Consider the following 16,507-nt stretch of genomic DNA (forward strand, 5'->3'; position numbering starts at 1 on the left):
CGAGCGATCCCTCGCATGTCGACGCTCAGTGGTTTGCGCTAACCGAAACATCACGTGCGGCTTGGCCTCAATTCTGCTTACTTGCCCCGTGAATCGCTGAGGCGAGAGCCGTTGCGCTGCTACGCCGGAGACATGCATGTCGAATTTCTGGGCCGCCTTGAAGGACATCTGGCGCCTCACCTATCCGTATTTCTTGCGCAAGACGTCCGGTGAGGTCCGGCTCTGGTTTGTCGGCCCGGTCCGCGTACAGGAGCGCGCCATCGCGTTCACCTTACTGGCCGCTGTGGTGGGACTGGAGATCGCCTTTTCGGTCTTGGCCAAGCGATTCAACACTTGGTACGCCGGGTTCGGCAATTCCATTCAGGAGAAGGATTTCCCGGCGTTTCTGCATTCCTTCAAGATCTTCGGCATCCTGGCCTTCATCTATATCGTTATCGCGGTCTACAAGAATTACCTGAACCAAGTACTGCAGATCCGCTGGCGCAAGTCGATGACGGATTACTTCGTGGCGCGCTGGCTCCAGCCAGGACAGCATTACCGCCTCCGCATGGTGACTGGGCCGGCGGACAATCCCGATCAGCGTATCGCCGAAGACGTGCACTCCTTCGTCGGGCAGACAATGGTGCTTGGGATCGGTTTCTTCGGCAATATCATGCGCTTGGGAATTTTCCTTTATGTGCTGTGGGAGTTGTCGCAGACGTTTCCCATGACGAGCTTCGGCTTGTCGTTCAATATCCCGGGCTATCTGATCTACCTCGCCGTGGTCTATGCGGCCATCGGGACGTTCTTCACGCATTGGATCGGCAAGCCACTCATCCGGCTCAAATACGACCAGGAGCGGTATGAGGCGAATTTCCGCTTCGGCATGGCTCGCATCCGCGAGAATAGCGAGCAGATTGCGCTACTGGGCGGCGAGAAGGCCGAGCAAGCCGAACTCGGGCAGCGCTACGCCTCGGTGCTGGCCAACGTCTATGGCGTCATCAACCGCCAGAAGCGTCTAAACTGGTTCACAAGCTTCTTCGGGCAGTTCTCCGTCGTCTTCCCGTATTTGTTGCTGGCTCCCGCCTATTTTTTCGGGAAGGCCACCTACGGCACCTTCATGCAGACCAACCAAGCCTTCTCGAGCGTGCAGGACGGGCTCACCTGGTTCGTCGATCAATATGCGACGCTGGCCGACTATCGTGCCGTTGTTCAACGACTGATCGGCTTCGAGACCGCGATGCAACTGACGACCGAAGCCTCGACCGCAAAGCCGCACATCGAGACCGTGATGGCGCCCGGCTCCGACCTTGCGGCCGAAGATCTGACCGTCACCCTACCGACCCACAAGCCACTGACGGCTGCCGCCACCCTGCGGGTGAGTCCCGGCGAGCGGGTGCTCCTCACAGGCCGTTCGGGCTCCGGCAAAACCACGCTGCTGCGCGCCTTCTCAGGCATCTGGCCGTTTGGACAGGGTCGGATCGAGGTGCCGAAAGGCGCGACCTTGTTTGTGCTGCCGCAGCGAACCTATCTGCCGCTCGGCACTTTGCGCCAGGCACTCGTCTATCCGCAGACCCTCGACGCCTATTCACAGGCGGAGGTGCATCATGCCTTGGATGCGGTCGGTCTCGGCGCCCTCTCGCACGAGCTTGACGAGGCCGGCAATTGGTCGCAACGGCTGTCTGGCGGCGAACAGCAGCGACTCGGCGTCGCCCGCGTGCTATTGGCGAAGCCCGACTTCCTCTTTCTCGACGAGGCTACTTCGGCGCTCGATGAGGCCAGCGAGGCCGACATCTACCGGACGCTCATCGATACGTTGCCGAAGACCGCGATCGTCTCGATCGGACACCGCTCGACGCTCGATCAGTTCCATACCCGGCAGATCGCCATGAGCCGTGCCGGCGATGGGTTGTTTCGGCCGATCGATTTGGTTCCACAAGCGGCCGAATAGGATCAGGCCGCCTCACCACGCAACGGCGGATCCCTTGTAATCCAGGTATTCGCAAGTGGAACTGCCGATACGGGAGATGAGGACGTCGGCAACGCCGCGCATCGCGGTCGCGACATCGAGAGAGGCAGTCGGGCCGCCCATGTCGGTTCTGACCCAGCCGGGCGCGATGGCAAGATGGGCGGGCCCCTCCCGATGCCGCGCCGCGCGGGACCTGAGAAGCGTGTTCAGGGCGGCCTTGCTGGCCCGGTAGACGTCCCATCCGCCGCCGGTATTGTTGGTCACGCTGCCAAGACCGGATGACATCACACCGATGACTCCGGGTGTTGCCAGCAGGGGCGCGAAGATCTCGATCATGCGGATCGGCGACAGGGCGTTGGTGGTCATCAGCCGTGTGAACTCATCAATCTCGGACTGGTCAGCGGGCCGCTTGTCGTCGACCACGCCGGCATTGACGAAGAGGATCGTCACGCGTTTGTCGCCGAGGCCAGACGCAAGGTATCTGGCGGCAGCCGGATCGTTAATGTCGAGCGTCTCGAGACGCAGCCGGTCCGGATGCCGGGTTTTGAGTTCCGCAAGCCCTTCGGATGATCCCCTTGATGTCGCGACAACGGCCCAACCGCGCGCCAAAAACTCCTTCGTCATTCCGAGCCCGAGCCCACGCGAGGCGCCGAGAACGAGGAGGGATTGCGTCGGATCGGCCATGATGATCTCCGGGTGCGAGGGTTAAATGTCGCAACTCGCGTCATCGACCAGCCCAAGCCCTACATTCCACACACATTTGTAAATGAGGGCATGCGGACGTGGGCAGGATTATCATCTTCGGCGGCAGTGGCGGCATTGGCCGGGCGGTGGCGGCGCGATTGCGGGCACGTAACGAAGAGGTCGTTCTGGTCGCGCGCGATGCCACAAAGCTTGCGAAGGCAGCAGACGACCTCGGCTGCCAAACCCACCAGGCCGATGTCACCGATCCTGTAAATCTCGGCACGACGCTCGCCGCCATCGCGGCGCAGGGAGCTGTCGACGGCCTCGTCTATGCCGTCGGAACCATCACGGTAAAGCCGCTCGGGAGCCTGACGCCAGCCGATTTCGATCGGGATTTTGCCGTCAATGCACGAGGCGCCGCGCTCGTGCTCCAAGGGCTCGCGGGAGGCTTGCGGGCGTCCGATCAGGCCGCCGTGGTGCTGTTTTCGTCGGTGGCCGCCAGGCAAGGGTTTACAGGTCACGCGTCAATCGCCATGGCGAAGGCTGCGGTCGAGGGCCTCACCCTATCACTCGCGGCCGAATGGGCGCCCAAGGTCAGGGTCAATTGCATCGCGCCGTCACTGACGCGGACTCCGCTTGCTGCGTCCCTCACCAGCAACGAGGCCCTGGCAAAGGCGGTGGCCGAGATGCATGCCCTCCGACGTCTCGGCGACCCCGAGGATATGGCCGGATTGGCGGCTTTTCTTCTTTCGTCGGATGCTAGCTGGATCACCGGCCAGGTCATCGGTGTCGACGGTGGACGATCCGCCCTGCGCACGAAGGGCTGAGATGCCACCGATGCGACGCAAGGGCGACCTGCCGAGCAAGGTCTGCGTGACGTGCGGGCGACCCTTCGCGTGGCGCAAGCGTTGGGCCAAATCGTGGGACCAGGTTCGCTATTGCTCCGACGCCTGCCGGAAAACCATACGGCTGAAGCCGGCCGTCAGCCTTGCTCACAAAGAGGAGGGCAAGGCTTCGAAACGGCCGAACCTGCCATCCGCATAGAGTAGCGGCGCCGCCTGGGCGCCGTGCAGGATGGCATGGACAGCTCCAATGAGGATGAGATGGGAGTGCCGCTCGACGCTCTCCTCCAGATCGCAACCGACTGCCGCGAGTGCATCCGCGAGTTGCGGCAGGCCGGCCGGTGATTGAAGCCAGTGCCCCTCGCCGAACCGCGCCGCGCCCTTGATGTCCCCAACTCCGGCGAAGCGTGACGCAAGGCCGGCATGGTGTTCTGCAAGGATGTTCACGCCGAAGCGCTTGTGGCGCAGGATTGTCGGCAGGGCCGACACCTTGCGATTGACGCAGACGAGTATGCAGGGGGGATCGAGCGTCAGCGACGTCACCGACGTCGCCGTGAAACCGCGGCGTTCCTCACCTTCGCCGACGGTGACGATACAGACGCCGCCCGCCAACTGGCGCATCGCGGCCCGGAGGCCCTGCGGCAAATCGGGCTCCTCACCCAACAGCGAACCCGGCATGAGGCTGGACGTTCTCTCTGACGCGCTTAAACGCGCGCTCCGTCCTACCGCAAGCCATCCGATCTGGCGAGTGACCGAGAGCTTCTGGACCCCCGCTCAGTGAGCGCCGCCGCCCCCGCCGCGCGCTGCCGGCCGACGCATGAGGGGCGTTACCGCGACGAGAGTAAGAAACACAACCGTGAGGCATACGAACACGTCACCGAGTGCCATGACGAGCGCCTCGCGGCGCGCCATAAGGGCAAGCTGCTTCGTCGCCGCGAGCGAGGCGTCCGACCCGAGTCGGGCAAAGGCGTCGGTCAAATTCGACAAGGTCGTCTCCGCCTGCTCCCGACCCCATGCGACATGCTCGTGCAGGCGGGCCATGTGCAGGTCCCACCGATTGTTCAGGATGGTGTTGATCAGCGCGAGCCCAATGGCGCCGCCGAGGTTGCGGGTCAGATTGTAGAGACCGGAGGCGTTCTTGATTCGTTGCGGCGGCAGGGTGCCGAGCGCGACATTGTTGATCGGAACCATCGCGGTCATCAGCGAGAACCCGCGCAGCATCTGCGGCACCAGCAGTTCCCAGAAGTCCCAATCCTTGGTCACGGCAGAGGCCTGCCAGGTGCCGATCGCGAATCCCGCAAAACCGGCCGCGATCATCAGTCGCGGATCGATCTTGGTCATCAGGCGTCCGACGATCGGCGCCGCCGCGAACATGCAGAGGCCCGACACGAACATGGTCTCGCCGATCTGCAGCGAGGAATAGCCACGGACCCGTGCGAGGTAGATCGGGTAGATATAGGTCAGGCCATAGAGCCCGATGCCCATGACGAACGAGAACAGGGATCCGAATGCGAAATTGCGATCCTTGAAGGCACTCAAATCGACGATCGGCTGCTTGGCCGTGGCGGCACGCCAGAAGAACAGAAACGCGCCTGTGACCGAGACGATGGCGCCGACTTGGATGATCGTCTCGTCGAACCAGTTCTTTTGAGGGCCTTCTTCCAGCACATATTCGGCGGCCCCAAGGAACATCGCCATGCCGATGAGACCAAGCCAGTCGAAGCGGTCGATCAGCGAGAGATCGGGCTTGTCGAAGTCGATCAGTGACCAGGTGAGGAGCGTCACCACGATGCCTGGTACGATGTTGATCAGGAACAGCCAATGCCAGGAGAAGAGGTCGGTGAGATAGCCACCGATCGTCGGTCCGACCGTCGGTGCGAGCGTGGCCACGAGACCGATCACCGGCGCGATGATCGGTTGTTTGTCGCGCGGGAAGATCGTGAATGCCGCGGCGAAGACGGTTGGGATCATGCCGCCGCCGATAAAGCCCTGCAAAGCTCGAAAGACGATCATCTGGTTGATGTCGGTCGCGGTCGAGCACAGAAAGCTCATGACCGTGAAGCCGGCGCAGGAGGCCGCAAAGAAATAGCGGGTCGAGAAGGCGCGAGAGAGGATGCCGGACAACGGGATCATCACCACTTCGGCGATGAGATAGGCGGTCTGCACCCAGGCGACTTCTTCGGAACTCGCCGACAGCCCGGCCTGGATCTCGGACAACGAGGCCGAGACGATCTGGATATCCAGGATCGCCATGAACATGCCGAACACCATGGCGATGAAGGCAATCAGACGCCGCTTGTCGAGATTGCCCGGCACAGCGGGCGCGGCCGCGACGGGACGTCCCATGGGAATAGCCTGCGCCAACGCCTTAGCGCCCCGCGAGCTTGGTCAGGTTCGACGCAAAAGCGTCGAGCCCCAAGGCACTCACGAGCGACGGCTTCGGCAGGCTTTCGTCGCGGGTGTGAACCTCGACCTCCACCGACAGGCCCGGCCGAAGAAAGCCCTCGTCGGCCACCTCGCTCGGAATCCGGATGCGGACGGGAACGCGTTGTACGATCTTCGTGAAGTTGCCCGTGGCATTCTCGGGCGGCAGCAGCGAAAATTCAGCGCCTGAGGCCGGCGCGATGCTCTCCACGCTCCCCTCGATGGCGCGGCTCGAAAAGGCATCCGGCTTGATGGTCACCTTCTGTCCCGGTTGCAGCCGGTCGATCTGGGTTTCCTTGAAATTGGCCTCCACATAGGCGCTCTTCAGCGGCACGAGCGCGAGGAGGCGTGTGCCAGTCTGCACATATTGTCCCGCCTGAACCGCCTTGTTGCCCACCACACCATCGAAGGGCGCTCGGATTGTCGTAAAGCTCAGATTCCGCTCCGCCATCGCGAGACTGGTTCCGAGTTCCGCCTCGACCTGGCGGGCCTCGACCTGCTGAGCCTTGAGAACGTCCAGGTTGGCTTCCGCCGACGTCACGGACGCGGTGGCGCTCGCGACGGCGGCTGCGGCACGATCACGGTCGGCCAGCGCCTGATCGAGGCGCTGCTGCGTGCCGTAGGTGCTCTGCATCAAGGTCCGGGCACGATCGTATTCCGTCGCGGTTCGCTGCGCGTCTGCTTTGGCGGAGGCAAGCGAGGCTTTGGCCTGATCGATCATCGCGCCCTGGGCGGCCACCTGCCGGCCGATGCGGTCGATCGTAGCCCGCTGCGTCTCGATCTTCGCCTGGGCGCTGTCGACCGCATTGCGATAGTCGCCGTCATCGATCGTGGCGAGGACGTCGCCCTTGGACACCCTGGTGTTCTGAACGATCGGGACGGTCGCCACATAGCCGGCGACCTTGGCCGCGATCGTCGACATGTCGGCCTTCACATAGGCATCATCGGTCGCAACAAGGAAACGCCCTTCGACAAACCAACGGTAGCCTTCGTATCCGCCGGCCCCCAACGCCGCCAGCACGACCAGCGGCAAAACGCGCCTCTTCTTTTTCTTGGGCGGCAGGATGTCACCATGCCGGGCGACCGCGGCGGGCGGCTGGCTGATCACGGCGCCTGCGTTCGCAGCTTCGGACCGCGTTGTGATCTGGGTCGGAGCTTCGCTGATGGCGGACTCGGACATGGGGGCTCCAACCTTGCGACGAATGACCGAACCGTTCGGTCATTCGTTGACATACGTGGAAACGCACTTCAAAACAAGAGTTGACCGAACCGTTCGGTCAATGGAGGCGCTGTGATGGTGGACGCAACACTGCTGAGCCCGGCAGAAGCCGCTGAACGGGATGACGGCGGGAAGCGACGCCAAATCATTGAGGGCGCGCGTCGCGTGTTTCACCACAGCGGATTTGATGCGGCCAGCATGAACGAGATCGCCCGCACGGCGGCGGTGTCGAAGGGAACGCTTTATGTCTACTTCGACAGCAAAGAGGCGCTGTTCGAGGCGCTGATCCGGCAAGACAAGCGCGAGCAGGCTGAACAGACCTGCCGCTTCGACGAGGCCGAGGCCGAGGCAGACCTTCGTTCGGCCCTGATCATGGTGGGAACCCGGCTCATCTCCCTGATCCTGGAACCGGCCCGGGTCGCGCAGCTACGGACCATCATTGCCGTCAGCGCGAAGTTTCCGCGGATTGGCCAGGCCTATTACGAGGCCGGGCCCAAGTATGGCATGGAGCGTCTCGCCGAATTTCTCCGCTCCCGTGCCGATGATCTTCAAATCGTGGACTACCAAAAAGCTGCGTACCATCTGGCCGAGCTCTGTAAGTCCAGACATTTGCTTCAAGCGATTCTATGTGTCGGCCAGCAACTCTCGCGAGAAGATATCCTCGATCATGTCAGCGAGGCCGTCGACGTCTTCCTGCGCGCCTACAAGGTACGCTGATCCCGGTTGCGCTGTGAGGCCAGCATCGGCATTCCTCCTTGGGGCCGAAGGGACACCCGCTGCAACGGCATGACGACATGTCCGGCGCAGAGGTCGAGGCGATAGCGTCGAACGACCGTCGCGAGGATGATGACAGCCTCTTGGATCGCGAAAGAGGCTCCGATACAGACGCGCGGGCCGGCCCCGAAGGGGAGATAGGCGAAACGGTCGATTGACTGCTTGTTCGGCTCGAGAAAGCGGTTCGGATCGAACACGCCGGGGGAAGGCCAGAGCTTGTTGTGCCGATGCAGAACCCAGGGCGAGATCACGATCCGTCCGCCGGCCTTGACGCGCAACGTGCCGAGCATGTCGGGGCCGATGGCATCGCGCGTGAGCGTCGCGGCCGGGGGATAGAGCCGGAGCGCTTCGTCAATCACGGCCCGGGTGTAGGGCAGGGCGTCGATCGAGCCCGGCACAAACCGCCCATCGGGAAGCTCCCGGTCCACTTCGGCTTCGAGGCGTGCTCGCGCATGTGGATCTTGCGACACGAGATAGAGCGCCCAGGTCAGCGTGTTCGAGGTCGTCTCATGGCCGGCCGCGATGAAGGTGACGATGTTGGCCTTGATGTCGTCTTCGCTGAGGCCCTCGCCGCTTTCCGGATCGGCCGCCTCCAGCAGAAGGGTCAACAGGTCACGTGGCGCAGCTTCGGGGCTCTTCTGGATGAGAGAACGACGTTCTTCGATCATCGTCGTCACGACGCCGTCGAAAAACTGGAGGGTGGAGCGTGCCTTCAACCTGCCGACGCGCGGGATCCAGGCCGGCATGTCGAGGATATCCAGCGGATCGAGCTTGCCCATGGCTTCGAGGTAGCGGGTAACGGCCGCAATGAAATCCTCGGTGCGACGTCCCAGGCCATCCGAGAAGATGGTGCGGGCCAACACGTGCAATGTCGCGCGCGCCATCTCCCGCGATGCATCGAGACGTCTGCCGTCGCGCTGTCGGTCCCATCGCTCGACCAATTCGCTCGCGACGTCGGCCATGGCGACTTGAAAGCTCATCACGGTACGGGGCGTGAAAAGGGGCGCCAGGGCGCGTCGCTGCATGCGCCAGTTATCGCCTTCGGCAAGCAAAAGCCCTCGCCCGAGGCCGGATGACAGAACCCTCTGCTGCAGGCGGTCCTTCGGGTAGTTGGCGACATTGTCGACCAGAATGTGCCTGATGAGCGCGGGGTCGCTCACCACAACGATCTTGCCTAGGATACTTTCGCCGCTCAGCAGCAACCGGTCGTAATGCAGGCGGGTCCAGGTCGCGACCGGGTTTCGGCGGAGTTCCTTGAGTAAGGCCAGCGTGCCGAGTGGCCTGTCGACCGGGGGAGGGCCCGGCGCCTCGAAATGATGCGGGCTCAGGCCTGGTTCCGGAGTTACCGCGAAGCGGCTCGGGCCGGCGGCGTCAAGGCTCGTCATGCTCTTCCTTCCATCGGCCTCGGCAACGGGCTCGCATTGAAGATCGGGGCACAACATGCGGGGTCGAGAGCCGCGTGCGCAATGGCCGCGGCTTCGTGTCCCCCTTTGCCAATCGAAACGATGCCCGAAAGCAAGGCTTGGAAAGGGAATCGCTCCTCCGTAGGCCGGTTTCTTGACGAGGCAACAGCGGCCTCTTACAAGCCGCCCACGATCAGGATCGCGCGGCAGGGATCCCGAGAATTTGTGTGAGAGGCCGCGCGCGATGCGACGATGCTTCGAAAGGACCGAGCGGCGACCCGATGTCACTTTTACCCACGAGGCGAGACTGGACACTCGCCGGGCGTGACCTGACGAGGGGTTTCGCGGCATGGAATATCTGGTTCCTCCTTGGGGTCAGCGACATACGGCAACGATATAAGCGATCCCGCTTTGGCCAATTTTGGATCACCCTCAGTATGGGGATCTTCATCGGCGGCATCGGTGTGGTCTACAGCGCACTCTTCAACCAACCGGTGGCGCAGTATATTCCCCATGTCGCCGTCAACATGACCGTATGGACCCTGATTTCTGGGGTCGTAGGTGATGCCGCGAACGTTTTCACGCAGTCGGCCATGTATATGCGGCAGGATGCCCTGCCGAAGACGATCTTCATCATGCGACTGATTATCCGCAACATCGTCGTGTTTGCGCATAATGTCGTTATCGTACCGCTGGCCTTCATCATTTTTGGAATCATCCCTACACCCCTGGTCTTTGCGGCGATTCCCGGCCTGATCATCGTTATTCTGGCCCTGTTCCTGATCACGCTCATCCTCGGCGTGCTGTCCACGCGATTCCGCGATCTGGCGCAGATCACCCAGAACGCCCTGCAACTTCTCTTCTTTATCACTCCGATCATGTGGCGGAGCGATCAGCTGTCGGCTGGGCGCCAGATTATCGTGGTACTCAATCCGTTCGCCTCGTTGCTCCAGCTCGTTGCAGATCCACTTCTCGGCATCGAGCCGCAGCCACACACCTACATCGCAAGTTTCACCTTCATCGCGTTTTTGTTGGTTCTTGCCCTGCCGCTGTTTGCACGTTTCCGTGCTCGCCTCGTTTACTGGCTGTAGCAGTCATGACGTACATCCACCTCGATCATGCTTCGGTCGAGATCCCCATCTACAATTCCCGCGGACGTTCGCTGAAGGCGGCTCTGTTGCGGCAGGTCGGTGGGGCTGTCGAGGCGAACAGCCGTGACGTCGTCACCGTCAAGGCACTGCAGGATATCAGTTTGCGCCTGGAGCCCGGGGCGCGGCTCGCGTTGATCGGGCATAATGGAGCAGGCAAATCCACCCTGCTGCGCGTCTTCGCCGGTGCCTATGAGCCGACGAGCGGCCACGCCGAAATTCACGGTTCGATCTCGTCCCTGTTGGACATGACGATGGGGATGGATGCCGAATTGACCGGCGCGGAGAATATCATCCTGCGTGGCGCCTTCGTGGGCATGAGTCTGAAAGAGGCACAGAACCGCGTCGATGAGATAGCCGACTTCTCCGAACTCGGGCCCTACCTGCACCTGCCCCTGCGCACCTATTCGAGTGGCATGACGCTACGGCTCGCCTTTGCGATTTCCACCACACGGGCTCCAGACATTCTCTTGTTGGATGAACTGATCAGCGTTGGCGACGCGGCCTTTGCGTTGAAGGCGCAGATGCGAATCCAAAAGCTGATCGACAAGGCCGGCATCCTCGTCCTGGCCTCTCACGACATTAAAACGCTCAAGCGGTATTGTGACACGGCCATTATGCTGCAAAGCGGCCGGATCGTGGCGCAGGGAACGATCGACGAGGTACTGGAGCGCTACGCTTCGCCGTGAGCGTCGAGGACACCGTCACACAACACGGCTCTTTGGCATCGAAGTGGCTGCCCGGCTCCGCAGCGGGCTTTTGATCGCTGCGATCGGATTAGACGCGGCCGGATCAATCGAGGATCGGACACACTGCCGCATGCGATCGCTACACTCTGTGAAAGCTTACGCAACTTCTTAAGTCGTCCAGAACTTCAAGGATAGCACCGACTTCAAGAGGCGTATGGGTCTGCGCCCCGCACCTGGTGCGTCCGGGCTAGGTCGACGCCGGCTGGCCGGCGCTGAGGACAAGGATTCGGTCGCGTGACTTCGAGCGTAGAAACGTGGTTCAGGCAAACCGTCAAGAGATCGGCGTCAGCTGCGCTCATCGTCGCGATTCCGGCCAACAATGAGGCCGATCGAATCGAGGCGTGCCTCGCGGCCCTTGCGATGCAGCGCGACCACTATGGAGCTCCCCTGGCCGAGGGTTCCTTCGAGGTTCTGCTTTTCGCGAACAATTGCAGCGATACGACCGTCGAGCTTGCGAATGCCATCGCGGCCGCCGTGCCGTATCGGCTGCATGTCATCGAAGAGACGCTTTCTCCGGAGATGTCCAACGCCGGCCGCGCCCGCAAACGCGCCATGGATCTTGCAGCCGAGCATCTCGAACGGGCTGAGGTCCCTTACGGCGCCATTCTGACAACGGATGCGGACAGTCGCGTCGGCCCGACATGGGTCAGTGCAACCCGCGAGGCGCTTGCCAAGGGTGTGGACTGCGTGGCCGGCTATATCGACGCCGATCCAGCCGAGATCATCCGGCTCGGCTCGGATTTCCTGAAGCGGGGGCGGCTCGAAGACCGCTATCTTCGTCTCATCGCCGAGATCGAAGCCCGCGGCGATCCCCGACCTCATGATCCCTGGCCCAACCATCGCGTGTCTTCTGGCGCGAGCCTTGCCGTTTCGCTTGCTGCCTACCGAGCAATCGGCGGACTACCGCCTCTCGCCCTGGGTGAAGATGCCGCTCTGACGCGGCGCCTCGAGGCGAGCGGTTTCCTGGTCAGACACACGATGGAGGTCCACGTGACGACCTCCTGTCGTTTCGACGGACGTGCCGCCGGTGGCGCTGCCGATACGATGAGGTTTCGCCACGAGAACCAGGACGCGCCCTGCGATGCGAGCTTCGAGCCCGCGCTCGCGGCGACACGACGCGCTCTAATCAAAGGAAGGTTACGTCGTCGGTGGGGCCTGCAGCCATCGTTCTCCCAAGTGGGCCAAATGCTCGCCCTCACGGACGGCATTTTGAACACTATGGCGGTCAGCCATCGAGCTTCCGGATTCGATGATTTCTGGGAGGCGGTCGAAGCTTTGAGTCCAGTGCTCCAGCGGCGACACGAACTGCGCCCATCGGGCCTTCCGAACGAAATCAGACGCGCCGAACAGGTTCTTCGGGCTCTAAAGGCCAACTTCGAGCCACCGAAGGCACGGGAGACGATAGATGTCCCTCAGCGCAATCATGTGAGTAGATCCACGTTTGCGCCTGACTTAGATGCACAGGTCGGTGACCTTCAGTCCGGTGAGGGGATCATTCGTCTCCGCACGCCAATGGCGCAGGGCGATCTCGCCGCCGGGCACCAGACTCCTGAAACAGCCGGCAACGACATCGGCGAAATCTTCGGCTGAGAGGTAATTGCGCTCTCTCGCCGGTCTACGGGTCGAACGGCCCGAAGGCGCATCTCGCGGCACGATGCAGGCGTATTTTCCACAAACGGACGTGCCATCGGTATGGTCGATGCGTCTTGTGACACTTGTTTCACCGCGGTGAGCGTCGATCCACTAACGCCGCCATCATGACATCGCGCAGATCTGTTTACGTTTTGTCCAGGAACCGGTGTATTGTCGCTTGCCCGCGAATTGCGACTGGCACGCGTTTCGTATGGGCATCAAGTTGTGCATATCGGACCGAGGGTCAATCTCCGATGAATGAGCTAAACCACGGATCTGACATTGTTTCGAGCGGGTCTGCCGGATTTAACAACACGGCTATCGAACAGTTTTCCACATTGTCGCGGCTCAAGACCTTTCTGTTCGACGCTTTCCAAAGCCGTCGTGCGCTCATGCGATGCCTCGGATTCGCACTGGTGCTTCCCGTCGGCTTGGCGCCTACGGCCGGGCAAGCCGCAGGAGCGATGACATTCTCGGTTGCCACGCTAGGGGGGGAGAGCGACCCCTGCGGGCGCAACTGCGCCGAGGTGATCAGCGCGAAGGGCGAGATCAACAACGATACAGCCGACGAGTTCCTGGCCTTTCTGTCGAGCCACCTGCAGGAGCAGGGGTTGCGACCCGTGGTTCTGCTCGAATCGCCAGGCGGCACCGTGGTCGGCGCCATGCAGCTTGGCATGATGTTCCGGAAGATCGGCGCTGCCGTGATCGTGGCTGAAGCGGTCGAGGAGCCCGGTACGGACCGGGTAAGGGTCGCACCAGGCCTCTGCATGTCGGCCTGCGTCTATGCTTTTTTCGGGGGGAAGAAGCGGGTTGTTCCGCCGGTCAGCAAACTCGGGATCCATCGGATGGTGATCAATGAGAGCATGCGGGATCCCGCTGGCGGCACGGTGCGTCAGCAGACGTTCGGGACCGACGACATCGTCTCGACCCTCTCGGCCTACACTAAGATGATGGGGATCGATCCAAACGTCATCGAATTTGCCGAGCGCGTGGCGCCTGACACGATTCACATCGTGACGCCAAAGGAGATCGCACGCTGGCGGCTCGGGGCACCCCGACTTTAGGCGCGAAGGTTTTCCACAGATCGCCTGTCACGCGCTTGACTTGATCAAGCGCGTGACATATCCCGCAGTCACTCCAGTCGTCCTGCCCCGCAGGCTCCTGACTGCGGGGGAGTAGCTCAGTTGGTTAGAGCGCCGGCCTGTCACGCCGGAGGTCGCGGGTTCGAGCCCCGTCTCTCTCGCCACTCTATTGTTTAAAAACATCTCCCAAAAAGCCGCCTCAAAGGTGTCCGTTGATCCGTGGCATCAGTGATTTACGCGGATCAGACATCCGGCTGCGATCTGCTGGCGTCGACATGCGACGCCCAGAAAGCCACCGACTTCCGCATCTGTGTCACGACGGCGCGATCGCTCGGCTCGCGCTCGCGGAAGGCGAGCTCGAGGCAAAGTTCGTTGTCGTGGCCTCCGCCCTCCCGGATCGCCGTGAGCATCTGTAACGGCTGGATACGTCCGTCTTGGTTGCGTTCGGCCGTGAATGGCCAATGGCCTCCCTTGTTCATCGAGCTCTGCTTGATGTGGATGATTGGGGAACGCGCCGCAAAATTGCTCGCCCACGCGTAGGGATCCGTGTCGACGGGGTTGGACGACGACACGTCGCCGTGGTCGATATCGACCATCGGCAGGAGAGGCAGCGGCAGCGACGCCGCATCGATCTCGGCCTGAAGCTGCCGCGTGGCGGCCTGGGTATGGCCGAGCTCGCGTCCCACCGACATGGGTTCCCAGAACAGATAGGTCAGCCCTCGGCCTAGGGCGTGTTCCGCCACCTCGCGCCAGCATGCCAAAGCCTCGGCCATGATCGATGCGCGACGTTCGGGATCATCGAAGTCCCGGAACGTGAGGATGGCAAATTGCGTCCCGATCGCCGGGCAGCCGAGGTCGGCGGAGATGTCGGCGAGGGTCTTGAACCAGGCGACGGAATGGCGGCGCGCCTCCGGGTCGGGATGGCCGAAATGGTTCAGCCGACCGTAAGGACCCGTCATCATCGACGTCACCTTCACGCCCGAAACCGCGCAGCTCTTGGCCATCCGGTCCGTCATGCGCCTGACGAGGGGGAGCGGCCACGCCGGGTCGATGAATTCGTGCGTCAACTGGATCCGGCCGATGTCGACCTCGTTGGCCAGCACATCGACGAGATCCTCGGGCTCAGCAAAGCGGTTGACGAAGGGATTCGTGCTCAATGACAGGGTGAAGCCCATGCTGTTCCTTCCTCCTCGACTTCCATTCGCTAGCGCGTCAACCGTTGAAACAAAGGGAAGCAGGCTTGCAATTTTTTTGCAACCGCTGAAATTTATAACAACCGAGGCTTCAAAATGTGGAGCGGAAGAACCCTTCCCGTGGCCGGCAAACCAGCGTGGCCCGTGAGAGGCCAGCTTCCCGCAGTCCCGCATTCGCAAGCGATCACGTGGGCTTACTAGCATTCTGCTGGTCTTTTCAGAAATACGCTTGACGCCGTCACGCAGCCGTGAAACTTTTTACATAGGAAGAATGAAATTTCAGAGCGCGGTGTGATGTCCCAGGAAGTCGAGCGTAAGGCCGTCACCGAAGATGAGTCCTGCCTCGTCGCTCGTGCGGCCTGGCTTCATCATGTCGGTGGTCTGACGCAGGCCGAGGTCGCCACGCGGCTCAGTGTGCCGAACGTCAAGGCGCATCGCCTGATCGCGCGGGCGGGCCGCGAAGGAATGGTCCGGGTTTTCGTCGATGGCGACATCGCGCGCTGCGTCAAGCTGGAGCAGAAGTTGTGTCAAGCCTTTGGGCTGAGCTTCTGTGAAGTCGCCCCGAACATCGAAGAAGCCGCGCTCCCGCTGCGCGCCCTCGGGGTTCTGGGCGCCCGCTATCTCAGGCTCGTCTGCGAGAAGGGGGATCATCCCGTCATCGGGCTGGGGCACGGGCGCACGCTTGCGGCCTGCGTCGCCCACCTGCCGCAGATCGACGTCAAGAAGGTGCGCTTCGTGTCGCTCCTCGGTGGCTTCACACGTCGCTTCGCGGCCAATCCGTTCGATGTCATCAACCGCATTGCTGAGAGGACGGGCGCCGAGGCCTACGTGCTGCCCGTCCCGTTCTGCCTCAATTCCGCCGAGGACCGTGCCGTGCTCATGGCACAGCGGGGCATCGACGAGGTGTTCGATCTTGCCCGCAGCGCCACGCTTCGCTTCGTCGGCATCGGCACCGTCGATGGGAGCGCAGCTTCGCTGGCGACGTCGGGCATGATCGAAGCGCAGGAATTCGACGACGTGGCTCGCGCGGGCGGCCGGGGCGAAATCCTGGGCCATTTCTTCGATCGACGCGGGCAGCGGGTCGAGACTGAATTGTCGGGACGTCTCGCATCTCTGTCCTATGAAGACCTTCGGGGCGGGCAACTCGTCGCCGTCGCGGGAGGCCGTGAAAAGCCCGAGGCAATCCGTGCCGCGCTCTTGAGCGGGTTGGTGAATGGCTTGCTGACCGATGAGCGGACGGCGGATGCCCTTATGGGACCCAGATCCGGCGAATAGGCATCGACCGGCGCAGGACGCGGAAGACGTCGCGCAGGAGAGTTCGGAGGAAACTAGATGGACGAGAGGCACCGCTCTCATTTCGGCGTCTTTGCGCCACAGCACCCCGATGGGGCAACCCTCCTTGAAGGGCT

Annotated in this window: 15 protein-coding genes and 1 tRNA gene; 10 read left to right on the plus strand and 6 right to left on the minus strand. The window is 62.2% G+C overall.

Features of this window, described 5'->3' with window-relative positions; all coding sequences use genetic code 11:
* Positions 1–136: 136 nt before the first annotated feature.
* Entirely contained in the window at positions 137–1,930 is a 1,794-nt protein-coding gene (locus M8523_RS23095) for an ABC transporter ATP-binding protein/permease (RefSeq protein WP_282587263.1), read from the plus strand.
* A gap of 12 nt (positions 1,931–1,942) precedes the next feature.
* Here the strand turns inward: M8523_RS23095 and M8523_RS23100 are convergent, their stop codons facing one another.
* The gene (locus M8523_RS23100; protein WP_282587264.1) at positions 1,943–2,632 is read right to left on the minus strand and encodes an SDR family NAD(P)-dependent oxidoreductase; all 690 of its coding nucleotides are present in this window, start codon (positions 2,630–2,632) and stop codon (positions 1,943–1,945) included.
* Between the two features lie 98 nt (positions 2,633–2,730).
* Here M8523_RS23100 and M8523_RS23105 point away from each other — a divergent pair, with 98 nt between their 5' ends.
* Positions 2,731–3,459, plus strand: coding sequence for an SDR family NAD(P)-dependent oxidoreductase (locus M8523_RS23105; protein ID WP_282587265.1), 729 nt, complete (start codon positions 2,731–2,733; stop codon positions 3,457–3,459).
* Position 3,460: 1 nt separating this feature from the next.
* Positions 3,461–3,676 carry a DUF2256 domain-containing protein gene (locus M8523_RS23110; protein ID WP_282587266.1) on the plus strand — a complete coding sequence of 72 codons (216 nt, stop codon included), beginning with the start codon at positions 3,461–3,463 and terminating at the stop codon, positions 3,674–3,676.
* On the opposite strand, the gene M8523_RS23115 is transcribed toward M8523_RS23110, so the two are convergent.
* The 3 genes from M8523_RS23115 to M8523_RS23125 form a co-directional block, all read right to left on the minus strand.
* Entirely contained in the window at positions 3,625–4,119 is a 495-nt protein-coding gene (locus M8523_RS23115; protein ID WP_282587267.1) for a flavin reductase family protein, read from the minus strand. The genes M8523_RS23110 and M8523_RS23115 overlap by 52 nt on opposite strands.
* 129 nt (positions 4,120–4,248) lie before the next feature.
* Positions 4,249–5,820, minus strand: a complete 1,572-nt coding sequence (locus M8523_RS23120) for a DHA2 family efflux MFS transporter permease subunit (protein WP_282587268.1) — start codon at positions 5,818–5,820, stop codon at positions 4,249–4,251.
* Between the two features lie 22 nt (positions 5,821–5,842).
* Complete coding sequence (locus tag M8523_RS23125; protein WP_282587269.1) at positions 5,843–7,078, minus strand: HlyD family secretion protein; 1,236 nt, start codon at positions 7,076–7,078, stop codon at positions 5,843–5,845.
* A gap of 114 nt (positions 7,079–7,192) precedes the next feature.
* On the opposite strand from M8523_RS23125, the gene M8523_RS23130 reads away from it, so the two are divergent.
* Entirely contained in the window at positions 7,193–7,834 is a 642-nt protein-coding gene (locus M8523_RS23130; protein ID WP_282587345.1) for a TetR/AcrR family transcriptional regulator, read from the plus strand.
* On the opposite strand, the gene M8523_RS23135 is transcribed toward M8523_RS23130, so the two are convergent.
* The gene (locus tag M8523_RS23135; protein WP_282587270.1) at positions 7,819–9,276 is read right to left on the minus strand and encodes a cytochrome P450; all 1,458 of its coding nucleotides are present in this window, start codon (positions 9,274–9,276) and stop codon (positions 7,819–7,821) included. The two genes, M8523_RS23130 and M8523_RS23135, sit on opposite strands and share 16 nt — an antisense overlap.
* A gap of 299 nt (positions 9,277–9,575) precedes the next feature.
* On the opposite strand from M8523_RS23135, the gene M8523_RS23140 reads away from it, so the two are divergent.
* The 5 genes from M8523_RS23140 (at position 9,576) to M8523_RS23160 (ending at position 14,069) form a co-directional block, all read left to right on the plus strand.
* On the plus strand, positions 9,576–10,385 hold the full coding sequence (locus M8523_RS23140; protein ID WP_282587271.1) for an ABC transporter permease: 810 nt from the start codon (positions 9,576–9,578) through the stop codon (positions 10,383–10,385).
* A gap of 5 nt (positions 10,386–10,390) precedes the next feature.
* Complete coding sequence (locus tag M8523_RS23145; protein WP_282587272.1) at positions 10,391–11,131, plus strand: ABC transporter ATP-binding protein; 741 nt, start codon at positions 10,391–10,393, stop codon at positions 11,129–11,131.
* 294 nt (positions 11,132–11,425) lie between these two features.
* Entirely contained in the window at positions 11,426–12,781 is a 1,356-nt protein-coding gene (locus M8523_RS23150) for a glycosyltransferase family 2 protein (RefSeq protein ID WP_282587273.1), read from the plus strand.
* Positions 12,782–13,287: 506 nt separating this feature from the next.
* Positions 13,288–13,887: a COG3904 family protein gene (locus tag M8523_RS23155; protein ID WP_282587274.1), complete on the plus strand. Its 600-nt coding sequence runs from the start codon at positions 13,288–13,290 to the stop codon at positions 13,885–13,887.
* 105 nt (positions 13,888–13,992) lie between these two features.
* Positions 13,993–14,069 (plus strand) — tRNA-Asp (locus tag M8523_RS23160).
* A 78-nt stretch (positions 14,070–14,147) separates the two neighbouring features.
* Here the strand turns inward: M8523_RS23160 and M8523_RS23165 are convergent.
* Positions 14,148–15,080, minus strand: coding sequence for a sugar phosphate isomerase/epimerase family protein (locus M8523_RS23165; RefSeq protein ID WP_282587275.1), 933 nt, complete (start codon positions 15,078–15,080; stop codon positions 14,148–14,150).
* Positions 15,081–15,392: 312 nt separating this feature from the next.
* Between M8523_RS23165 and M8523_RS23170 the strand changes: the two genes are divergently transcribed.
* On the plus strand, positions 15,393–16,373 hold the full coding sequence (locus M8523_RS23170) for a sugar-binding transcriptional regulator (RefSeq protein ID WP_282587276.1): 981 nt from the start codon (positions 15,393–15,395) through the stop codon (positions 16,371–16,373).
* The last annotated feature ends 134 nt before the right edge of the window (positions 16,374–16,507 follow it).

The sequence above is a fragment of the Lichenifustis flavocetrariae genome, from assembly GCF_026130545.1.
Lineage (GTDB): Bacteria > Pseudomonadota > Alphaproteobacteria > Rhizobiales > Beijerinckiaceae > Lichenihabitans > Lichenihabitans flavocetrariae.

Excerpts from the sequence above, each read along its gene's own strand:
- M8523_RS23155 (WP_282587274.1), top strand. The coding sequence starts at position 13,288 with ATGACATTCTCGGTTGCCACGCTAGGGGGGGAGAGCGACCCCTGCGGG.
- M8523_RS23165 (WP_282587275.1), bottom strand. The coding sequence starts at position 15,080 with ATGGGCTTCACCCTGTCATTGAGCACGAATCCCTTCGTCAACCGCTTT.
- M8523_RS23120 (WP_282587268.1), bottom strand. The coding sequence starts at position 5,820 with ATGGGACGTCCCGTCGCGGCCGCGCCCGCTGTGCCGGGCAATCTCGAC.
- M8523_RS23145 (WP_282587272.1), top strand. The coding sequence starts at position 10,391 with ATGACGTACATCCACCTCGATCATGCTTCGGTCGAGATCCCCATCTAC.
- M8523_RS23110 (WP_282587266.1), top strand. The coding sequence starts at position 3,461 with ATGCCACCGATGCGACGCAAGGGCGACCTGCCGAGCAAGGTCTGCGTG.
- M8523_RS23140 (WP_282587271.1), top strand. The coding sequence starts at position 9,576 with ATGTCACTTTTACCCACGAGGCGAGACTGGACACTCGCCGGGCGTGAC.
- M8523_RS23100 (WP_282587264.1), bottom strand. The coding sequence starts at position 2,632 with ATGGCCGATCCGACGCAATCCCTCCTCGTTCTCGGCGCCTCGCGTGGG.
- M8523_RS23135 (WP_282587270.1), bottom strand. The coding sequence starts at position 9,276 with ATGACGAGCCTTGACGCCGCCGGCCCGAGCCGCTTCGCGGTAACTCCG.
- M8523_RS23125 (WP_282587269.1), bottom strand. The coding sequence starts at position 7,078 with ATGTCCGAGTCCGCCATCAGCGAAGCTCCGACCCAGATCACAACGCGG.
- M8523_RS23095 (WP_282587263.1), top strand. The coding sequence starts at position 137 with ATGTCGAATTTCTGGGCCGCCTTGAAGGACATCTGGCGCCTCACCTAT.
- M8523_RS23170 (WP_282587276.1), top strand. The coding sequence starts at position 15,393 with ATGTCCCAGGAAGTCGAGCGTAAGGCCGTCACCGAAGATGAGTCCTGC.
- M8523_RS23130 (WP_282587345.1), top strand. The coding sequence starts at position 7,193 with ATGGTGGACGCAACACTGCTGAGCCCGGCAGAAGCCGCTGAACGGGAT.